Origin of the sequence: Sporosarcina koreensis, assembly GCF_001531445.1 — a bacterium.
GTDB lineage: Bacteria > Bacillota > Bacilli > Bacillales_A > Planococcaceae > Sporosarcina > Sporosarcina koreensis_C.
Genome location: NZ_LQYA01000193.1, coordinates 1 through 9,865, shown reverse-complemented (window position 1 = coordinate 9,865; position 9,865 = coordinate 1). Strand labels below are relative to the sequence as shown.

The following is a 9,865-nucleotide window of genomic DNA, read 5'->3' as shown; positions in this document are numbered from 1 at the left end:
AAGTCCTTTCAGATATCAACGCTGATTGGTCCCGCACACAAATCCAGCAATGGGTGAAGGACGGAGCAGTTCTTGTAAACGATGGAACCGTTAAACCGAACTATAAAGTGAAAACAGGGGATATCATCGAAGTGATGGAGCCAGAACCTGTTGAACTTGACATCGTTGCGGAAGATCTCGATTTGGAAATCGTCTACGAAGACGCGGATGTTCTTGTTGTAAATAAACCTCAAGGCATGGTTGTCCATCCAGCGCCTGGACATGCGACAGGCACCCTTGTAAATGGTCTCATGCACCAAGTGAAAGACCTTTCAGGAATTAACGGCGTCATGCGTCCAGGGATTGTTCATCGGATTGACAAAGATACTTCAGGATTGCTGATGGTCGCCAAAAATGATCAGGCACATGTATCGCTTGTCGATCAACTCGTCGATAAGTCCGTGACGCGTATTTATACCGCGCTCGTTCATGGCCATATCCCTCATGATCAAGGAACGATCGACGCCCCGATCGGAAGGGATCAAAAAGATCGGCAAAGCATGACGGTTACAGATAAAGGGAAGCATGCGATCACCCATTTCAAAGTATTGGACCGCTTTGGCGATTTTACATTGGTGGAATGCCGTCTGGAAACAGGAAGGACCCACCAAATACGGGTGCATATGAAGTATATCGGCTATCCGCTTGCGGGGGATCCGAAATATGGACCGAGGAAAACAATTGACTTCAACGGTCAAGCGTTGCATGCAGGCACAATCGGCTTCAAACACCCGCGTACTGGGGAATATTTAGAGTTTACACAGCCCTTGCCGGAAGACTTTAACACATTGATTGAAGAAATGCGTTCAGAAAATCGTTGACAAAGTGAAACCGGGCGCCTATACTTATCAATGAAATGAATAGCGATACCTTTAAGATCAGTCCAGAGAGGCTGGGAAGGTTGCACGGAAGTACTGTAGGATAGCTGTGCGCTAATTCTCGGTACGCTTCTTTCTGCACCTGTACCCTCCCGCCATCTTGGCAGGAGGGTTTTTTAATGCAAAAGCGAAGGGCGCTTGCTCAGTTACTAAAAAGGAGGAATTCTCATGACGGAAAAAGCAGTTATTCTTGACGAACAGGCAATTTCCCGGGCGGTGACAAGAATCGCCTACGAGATTATCGAAAAGAACAAAGGTATCGACGAATGTATTCTTGTCGGCATTAAAACAAGAGGGGCCGTGCTTGCTAGAAGGCTGTCGGAAAGAATCAAGCAAATTGAAGGAAAACCGATAATGACAGGCGAGTTGGATATTACGTTGTACAGGGATGACCTTCAACTGAAACATGAGAACAAGGAACCTCAAGTCCACCAGGTCGACATCCAACATGATGTAACAGAAAAGAAAGTGATCCTTGTCGATGATGTCCTTTACACCGGAAGAACAGTGAGAGCGGCGATGGATGCCGTCATCGATCTAGGAAGGCCTGCAGCGATTCAACTAGCAGTCCTGGTTGACAGAGGCCATCGTGAATTGCCGATTCGCCCTGATTATGTCGGGAAAAACATTCCGACATCGAATGAAGAGCGGGTAGTTGTAAATGTCATTGAAGAAGATGGAACAGACGGCGTGACAATCCATACAAAATAAAAACAAGATAGGGATTGAGAGAGCGAAATGGTGAATGACAATAAAGTGTTAGACGTACTCGATAAGCCGGCTCCAGGAAGATGGCTTGCACTCAGTTTGCAACATATGTTTGCAATGTTCGGGGCGACGATCCTCGTGCCGCAATTAGTTGGCTTAAGCCCGGCCATCGCTTTATTGACAAGTGGACTTGCGACACTTGTCTTCATACTTGTCACTCGATTCAAAGTGCCCGCTTATTTGGGTTCATCATTCGCCTTCATTGCACCGATCCTAGCAGCTACAGAGTCTGGCGGCATTGGAAGCGCGATGATTGGCAGTATGTTTGTCGCACTTGTATACGGGTTTATATCATTGGTAATCTGGAGAACGGGATCGGGTTGGATCATGAAAATCCTTCCACCTGTTGTAGTCGGACCCGTGATCATGGTTATCGGATTAGCAGTAGCACCGACAGCAGTGAGTATGGCAAGCACTATCAAAGTGAACGACGTAGCGGAATATAATCTTCTGCATTTCTCAGCTGCGTTAGTCACATTGGCAGCGGCAATCATCTGCCTTATGTTCTTTAGAGGAGTGGTCAGCCTGATGCCGGTCCTCATCGGAATTATCGTCGGTTACATATACTCGGCGGCAATCGGGATATTGGACTTCACCAAAGTGCATGAAGCTGCCTGGTTTGAAATACCAGAATTCCTGCTTCCGGGAATAGACTATGAGTTTGTCATCACCCCGACGTTGCTTGCGATTATGGTTCCGATATCCATCGTAACGATTTCGGAACATATCGGTCACCAACTTGTGCTCGGACGTGTCGTTGAAAGAGATTTCATCAAAGATCCTGGGTTAAACCGGTCGCTGCTCGGAGATGGTCTAGGAACGCTCATCAGTGGTATCCTCGGCGGCCCACCTAAAACGACTTACGGTGAAAATATCGGAGTCATGGCCATCACGAGAGTATATAGCGTCTATGTCATTATTGGAGCTGCGGTGTTTGCGATCCTCTTCTCCTTCATTGGGAAACTGATGGCAATTATCGAGACGATTCCACAAGCTGTGCTTGGCGGAATTTCAATCCTGCTATTCGGGATCATCGCTTCGTCAGGGCTGAGGATGCTCGTCGATCACAAAGTGGATTTTGGTCAGCAACGGAATCTTGTTATTGCTTCAGTCATACTCGTTATCGGAATCGGAGGAGCCTCCATCAATATAAGTGAAACATTCCAAGTGGGAGGAATGGCGCTTGCTGCAATCGTCGGTGTACTTTTAAACCTTATCTTGCCAGGTAGGTCAAATGATAGCATGGAAGATAGTCCAACTGAATAGAAAGACCTTTTAACATTGTACAGAGAGACAAGGAAAGGTTCGGTTGACGGATCGTCATTCAAAATGAATGGCATTGTTCAGTCATGCCCAACTGGCCTTTCCATGAAGTGGAAAGGCTATTTTTTATCCAAACGGAAGGGGATTTTCGAAAATGAAAAACCTATTATCAATGAAGGACCTAACAATCGATGAAATTACGACCATTTTGGATCGAGCAGAGATTCTTAAGCAATATGGAATCCGTGAATTACCAGAAAAATATATGGTTAGCAATCTTTTCTTCGAGCCGAGTACGCGTACGAAAATGAGCTTCGAAGTGGCGGAACGAAAATTAGGTCTGGAAACAATCCCATTTGAAGCGGGTTCCTCAAGCGCGGTTAAGGGAGAAACGCTGTACGACACACTTCGGACGCTAGAGGAAATCGGCATGGATGTTGTTGTCATCAGACACCCCGAAGAACGGTATTACGAAGATTTGATTGGAAAAATGAATTTGTCAATCATAAATGGCGGCGATGGCTCAGGGCAGCATCCGACACAATCATTGCTCGATTTGTTCACAATAAAAGAAGCATTTGGCGGTTTTAAAGGACTCAATATACTCATTGCAGGCGACATCGCTCATAGCAGAGTCGCGAAATCGAATGCGGATGCTCTTACTAAGCTAGGTGCCAATGTCACTTTCCTTTGTCCTGCTGAGTGGGCAGGCGAATTTCCGTCAGTGTGTGAATGGGAGGGAGCCATCGAAAATAGCGATGTCGTCATGCTTCTGAGGGTCCAACATGAAAGGCATGATGGCACTTCAAGATTTACTAAAGAAGAATATCATCAGAGATTTGGGCTGACGGTCGAAAGGGAGAAAATGATGAAGCCTGGATCAATCATCATGCATCCAGCGCCGGTGAACCGTGATGTGGAAATAGCGGGAAGCCTCGTTGAGGGCAGACGTTCAAGAATTTACAAGCAAGTTGAAAACGGCGTATACATACGCGCCGCCATCTTAGAAGTTCTATTGAAAGGAAGGGAATTGACATGGAGAAAATCATTAAGAGTGCCTATGTATTAAACGATGAAGGTGAAATGGTTTTAACGGATGTACGTATCAATGGAGAGCAGATAACAGAAATCGGTACAGATTTGAATGTGGGAAATTCTGAAGTGATTGACGGAGAAGGACTTTTGCTGGCACCTGGCTTCATCGATGTCCATGTTCATTTACGCGAACCTGGCGGAGAGCACAAAGAGACAATCGAAACGGGTACGCTTGCTGCGGCTAAAGGCGGATACACGACCATTTGCGCAATGCCGAATACGAGACCGGTTCCTGATACAAAGGAAAACCTAGCACATGTAAACAAGTTAATTGCTGAAAATGCGCATATACGGGTTCTTCCTTACGCATCCATCACCATCAGGGAAGCCGGAAAAGAACGGACGAACTTGAAAGAACTGAAAGAGAACGGAGCTTTCGCATTTACGGATGACGGCGTCGGCATTCAAGAGGCCGGGATGATGTATGAGGCAATGCGGGACGCTGCAGAGATCGGCATGCCAATTGTCGCTCATTGTGAAGATAATACGTTGATATATGGCGGAGCGGTGCATGAAGGAAAACGGAATAAGGAGCTTGGGCTTCCGGGCATCCCGTCCATCGCCGAATCGGTCCATATCGCACGAGATATTCTTCTCGCCGAAGCTGCTGGCGCCCATTATCATGTTTGCCATGTAAGTACGAAAGAATCGGTGAGGGTCATCCGTGACGCGAAAAAAGCGGGTGTCCACGTGACTGCTGAAGTGAGTCCACATCATCTGATCTTGTTTGAAGACGATATCCCAGGAAACGATGCAGATTGGAAAATGAACCCGCCATTACGAGGTGCGGAAGATTTACAAGCATTGAAGGACGGCCTACTTGACGGCACATTGGATTTCATCGCGACGGACCATGCTCCTCACACTGCGGAAGAGAAAAACGCAGGGTTTGAAAAAGCGCCATTTGGAATAACAGGATTGGAGACGGCGTTCCCTCTTCTATACACGCATTTTGTGAAAACGGGAGAATGGACGTTGAAGCAATTGATTGATTGGATGACAAACAAGCCCGCGGACGTTTTCGGTCTTCCTTACGGGAAAGTCGAAGTCGGAGCACAAGCAGATCTAGTCCTTCTCGATTTGAATAAAGAACAAACAATCGACCGGAACACATTCCTCTCAAAAGGAAAAAATACACCGTTCGACGGCTGGACTTGTGTCGGCTGGCCTGTAACAACAATCTACGGTGGAGACATCGCCTGGCAAGATGGAAAAGTACTGCAAGAAAAAACTAAATGATTCTAATCCATAATTTGCTTAGTTATTCATGCAACCAACGGGAAGGGGAAGTACAATGCCAAAACGCCAAGATATTGAAACGATTCTAGTGATCGGATCCGGTCCGATCATCATCGGTCAGGCGGCCGAATTTGACTACGCAGGAACACAAGCATGCCTTTCAATAAAGGAAGAAGGATACCGGGTAATCCTCATTAATTCGAACCCGGCAACGATCATGACGGATACCGAAATTGCAGATAAAGTTTACATCGAACCGCTGACACTCGATTTTGTCAGCCGCATTATCCGCAAAGAAAGACCAGATGCCCTTCTTCCGACCTTAGGTGGTCAAACGGCTTTAAATATGGCTATTGAACTTCAAGAATCAGGAATTTTAGATGAATATGAAATTGAAATCATCGGGACGGGTCTCGAAGCAATTCAAAAGGCGGAAGATCGAGACCTCTTCCGTTCTCTAATGAAGGAACTGGGCGAACCCGTTCCTGAGAGTGAGATTATCCACACTGTAGAGGGAGCTTATGCGTTTGTAGAAAAGATTGGATACCCGGTAATTGTCCGACCCGCTTTCACACTCGGCGGAACTGGAGGAGGGATTTGTTCGAACGATAAAGAGCTTCTTGAAACTGTATCAAGCGGCTTAAAGTATAGTCCAGTCAATCAATGCCTCCTAGAAAAATCGATAGCAGGACTGAAGGAAATCGAATACGAAGTCATGAGGGATTCCGCAGATAACGCAGTTGTCGTTTGTCATATGGAAAACGTGGATGCAGTCGGTATCCATACGGGCGATTCCATCGTTGTTGCACCATGCCAAACATTGACAGACAACGAAATTGAGATGCTTCGGGATGTTTCATTAAAAATCGTCCGAGCTTTGAAGATTGAGGGCGGCTGCAATGTCCAACTGGCACTCGATTCAGAAAGCCTGACCTACTATATCATTGAAGTGAATCCGCGCGTGAGCCGGTCATCTGCACTAGCTTCAAAAGCTACGGGGTATCCGATTGCTAAATTGGCCGCCAAAATTGCAGTAGGCCTTACATTCGATGAAATGGTGAATCCAATCACCGGTAAAGGGAATGCATTATTTGAACCGGCGATCAATTATATCGTTACAAAAATCCCCAGATGGCCGTTCGATAAATTTGAATCTGCCAAGCGCAATCTTGGGACACAAATGAAAGCTACCGGCGAAGTGATGGCAATCGGCAGTACATTCGAGGAATCGATTTTGAAAGCGGTCCGTTCCCTTGAAACGGGACAATTCGGATTGGCATTGAAAAATGCAGACGAATTGTCGGATGAATGGATTGAAGAGCGGATCCGATTTGCGGGAGACGAAAGACTTTTCTTCATCGGCGAGGCTATGCGCAGGGGCGTTTCGGTGGAAACACTGAAAGAATGGAGTCAAATCGATCTGTACTTCCTTCGCAAATTGGAAAGGATCGTTCAATTTGAGCGTGAGTTGGCGTCACACCCGTTCAACCTTGAAAAACTGATCGAAGCGAAACGAATGGGCTTTTCGGATGTGACAATCGCACAACTTTGGAATGCAGATGAGTTTTCCATCTATAAGCTTCGGAAAGAAAATGGAATTGTACCTGTCTACAAAAAAGTGGATACAAGCACGGACGAATATGAATCCAATGCCCCTTACTTCTATGGGATATATGGGGAGGAAAATGAATCCGTAAAATCCGAAAAGAAAAGCGTCATTGTCCTTGGCTCAGGTCCGATTCGGATTGGTCAAGGCGTAGAGTTCGACTATGCAACCGTCCATTCGATTTGGGCAATCCAACAAGCAGGTTATGAAGCGATTGTCATCAATAACAATCCCGAAACGGTTTCGACAGATTTCTCAGTCTCGGATAAATTGTATTTTGAGCCGCTCACAATCGAAGACGTCATGCATATTATCGATTTGGAACAGTCTGAAGGGGTCGTTGTGCAATTCGGTGGACAGACCGCGATCAATCTTGCAGATGGACTAGAAAAGCGCGGAGTGAAAATTTTAGGGACGTCCCTTGAAGATATCGATCGTGCGGAAAATAGGGATAAATTCGAACGTGTATTACATGAACTGGGTATTCCGCAACCGCTCGGGAAAACAGCGGTATCCATTCCCGAAGCCGTGGAAATTGCCAATGAGATCGGCTATCCAGTACTTGTCAGGCCGTCCTATGTATTAGGCGGACGCGCGATGGAAATCGTCTATCAGGAGCAAGAGATGCTCCATTATATGGAACATGCAGTTGAAGCAAGTCCCGAACATCCAGTACTCATTGACCGCTACTTGACGGGGACGGAAATCGAAGTTGACGGAATTTGTGACGGAGAAAATGTGTTGATTCCGGGAATTATGGAGCATATTGAACGGGCAGGCGTCCATTCAGGAGATTCCATCGCAGTTTATCCTCCGCAGAACTTGTCTGCGGCGATGGTGGAGACGATTGTTGACTATACGGAACGATTGGCGCTTGGACTAAATATTAAAGGGCTTCTCAATATCCAATTTGTCATCTCTGAGAGCCAAGTATATGTTATCGAGGTGAATCCGCGGTCGAGCAGGACGGTTCCATTCCTAAGTAAAATTACGAATATACCGATGGCAAACATCGCAACAAAAGCGATTTTAGGCCAATCAATCCTTGAGCAGGACTATGCAACAGGCCTTGCAGCGGCGCCTGAAGGGGTCTATGTGAAAGTTCCGGTATTTTCATTCGCAAAGCTCCGCCGTGTCGATACAACATTAGGACCTGAGATGAAATCGACAGGCGAGGTCATGGGGAAAGATTTGACATTGGAAAAAGCACTATATAAAGGCCTTGTAGCAGCAGGAATGACGATTAAAGACTATGGAACTGTTCTGATAACGGTGTCGGATAAAGACAAGGAAGAAGTTTTAGACCTTGCAAGGCGGTTCACGAATATCGGATACCGTATCCTTGCTACAGTTGGGACAGCTAACAGATTGGCGAAAGCCGGTATAGAAGTGAAGATTGTCAACAAGATAGGCTCGGAAAGTCCGACGCTTATCGATGTCATTCAAAAAGGCGATGTTCAACTCGTTATCAATACATTGACGAAAGGTAAATTGCCTGAAAGAGACGGTTTCCGTATTCGACGTGAATCCGTCGAGAACGGTATCCCATGCTTCACATCCATCGATACGGCAGAAGCAATGATACGGGTAGTCGAATCTCTGACATTCCAAACAGATAAAATGCAAAAGCAGCAGGTGATAATATGATCATCCAAGATCGGATGAAAGTGACGGGTCAACGAGAAATTGCAAAGAATATATTTGAAATGAAACTAACTGGCAAGCTGGTAGGGGAAATCAATTCCCCTGGCCAGTTTGTCCATATCCGGGTATCGGATTCATTCGAGCCATTGTTAAGAAGACCGATCTCGATTGCATCCGTAGATGTTGAAGGTAACGAGATGACAATCATTTATCGCGCTGAAGGGCGCGGCACCCAACTGCTTTCATTGAAAAAAGCAGGCGACGAAGTAGATGTGCTCGGTCCGCTAGGCAATGGTTTTCCAGTAGATGAAACTTTACCGGGCGAAACTGCGGTACTCATCGGTGGAGGAATCGGGGTGCCGCCTTTATACGAATTATCGAAACAACTGACTGCGAAGGGAGTTACATGCATACATGTACTAGGCTTCCAAACTGCAGATGTGTCGTTTTACGAAGAGGAGTTCAATCAATTAGGTGGCACATATATCGCAACTGTGGATGGATCAAAAGGGACAGCAGGTTTTGTCACGAATGTAATGGAAACAATCGGAGACGAGTTCACGACATACTATACTTGTGGTCCGATGCCAATGCTGAATGCGGTTCAAACAGCTTACACCGGCAAAAAAGGGTTCCTTTCATTCGAACAGCGCATGGGTTGCGGCATAGGTGCTTGCTTCGCCTGCGTTTGCCAAACGACAGATAAGACGGAAAAAGACTATGTGAAAGTATGCTCGGATGGACCAGTATTTCCTGCAGGGGTGGTGTCGATATGAATAGATTGGCAGTTGAATTGCCTGGATTGCAATTGAAAAACCCAATTATGCCGGCATCCGGCTGTTTCGGATTCGGCAAGGAATACGGGAATTTGTATGACCTGTCAATGTTAGGCGCAATTATGATCAAAGCGACAACTCTTGAAACGCGGTTCGGCAACCCGACTCCTCGCGTCGCGGAAACAGCGTCAGGCATGTTGAATGCGATCGGTTTGCAAAATCCGGGAGTGCAAAGCGTTATGGAAAATGAACTTCCGTGGCTGGAACAATTTGATGTTCCAATCATTGCAAACGTAGCAGGAACAGAAACAGCGGATTATGTAGAAGTGGCAAAAACAATTTCGATGGCACCGAACGTGAAAGCGTTGGAATTGAACATTTCATGTCCGAACGTAAAATGCGGTGGCATCACTTTTGGCACCGATCCACAGCAAGCACATGATCTGACAAAGGCAGTAAAAGAAGTTTCAGAAGTGCCGGTGTATGTAAAGCTGTCACCGAATGTTACGGATATAAAAGCAATCGCAAAAGCGGTCGAGACTGGCGGGGGGGGAGGG

General features: G+C 46.3%; 8 protein-coding genes. All 8 read left to right on the top strand.

The genetic code is table 11. The features are described from left to right. Nucleotides 1-860, top strand: an 860-nt coding sequence (locus AWV70_RS17110; protein ID WP_153010038.1) for an RluA family pseudouridine synthase, incomplete at its 5' end; no start/stop codon positions are given. A gap of 225 nt (nt 861-1,085) precedes the next feature. Continuing rightward, the gene (pyrR, locus tag AWV70_RS17105; RefSeq protein WP_060209669.1) at nt 1,086-1,628 is read left to right on the top strand and encodes a bifunctional pyr operon transcriptional regulator/uracil phosphoribosyltransferase PyrR; all 543 of its coding nucleotides are present in this window, start codon (nt 1,086-1,088) and stop codon (nt 1,626-1,628) included. 27 nt (nt 1,629-1,655) lie between these two features. Next, a complete protein-coding gene (locus tag AWV70_RS17100; RefSeq protein ID WP_060209666.1) occupies nt 1,656-2,951 on the top strand; it encodes a uracil-xanthine permease family protein in 1,296 nt (431 codons plus the stop codon). A gap of 151 nt (nt 2,952-3,102) precedes the next feature. Then, a complete protein-coding gene (locus AWV70_RS17095; RefSeq protein WP_060209664.1) occupies nt 3,103-4,017 on the top strand; it encodes an aspartate carbamoyltransferase catalytic subunit in 915 nt (304 codons plus the stop codon). Next, nucleotides 3,984-5,282, top strand: a complete 1,299-nt coding sequence (locus tag AWV70_RS17090) for a dihydroorotase (RefSeq protein WP_060209663.1) — start codon at nt 3,984-3,986, stop codon at nt 5,280-5,282. The genes AWV70_RS17095 and AWV70_RS17090 overlap by 34 nt, the downstream gene beginning before the upstream one ends. 55 nt (nt 5,283-5,337) lie before the next feature. Then, nucleotides 5,338-8,535, top strand: coding sequence for a carbamoyl-phosphate synthase large subunit (gene carB / locus AWV70_RS17085; protein ID WP_060209661.1), 3,198 nt, complete (start codon nt 5,338-5,340; stop codon nt 8,533-8,535). After that, nucleotides 8,532-9,308: a dihydroorotate dehydrogenase electron transfer subunit gene (locus tag AWV70_RS17080; protein ID WP_060209659.1), complete on the top strand. Its 777-nt coding sequence runs from the start codon at nt 8,532-8,534 to the stop codon at nt 9,306-9,308. Before carB ends, AWV70_RS17080 begins: the two co-directional genes overlap by 4 nt. Beyond that, nucleotides 9,305-9,865: dihydroorotate dehydrogenase (locus AWV70_RS17075; protein WP_153010037.1), on the top strand; the 561-nt coding region annotated here is incomplete at its 3' end. The genes AWV70_RS17080 and AWV70_RS17075, both read left to right, overlap by 4 nt.

Coding starts and splice junctions, on each gene's coding strand:
- carB (WP_060209661.1), top strand. CDS start 5,338: ATGCCAAAACGCCAAGATATTGAAACGATTCTAGTGATCGGATCCGGT.
- AWV70_RS17095 (WP_060209664.1), top strand. CDS start 3,103: ATGAAAAACCTATTATCAATGAAGGACCTAACAATCGATGAAATTACG.
- pyrR (WP_060209669.1), top strand. CDS start 1,086: ATGACGGAAAAAGCAGTTATTCTTGACGAACAGGCAATTTCCCGGGCG.
- AWV70_RS17100 (WP_060209666.1), top strand. CDS start 1,656: ATGGTGAATGACAATAAAGTGTTAGACGTACTCGATAAGCCGGCTCCA.
- AWV70_RS17080 (WP_060209659.1), top strand. CDS start 8,532: ATGATCATCCAAGATCGGATGAAAGTGACGGGTCAACGAGAAATTGCA.
- AWV70_RS17090 (WP_060209663.1), top strand. CDS start 3,984: ATGGAGAAAATCATTAAGAGTGCCTATGTATTAAACGATGAAGGTGAA.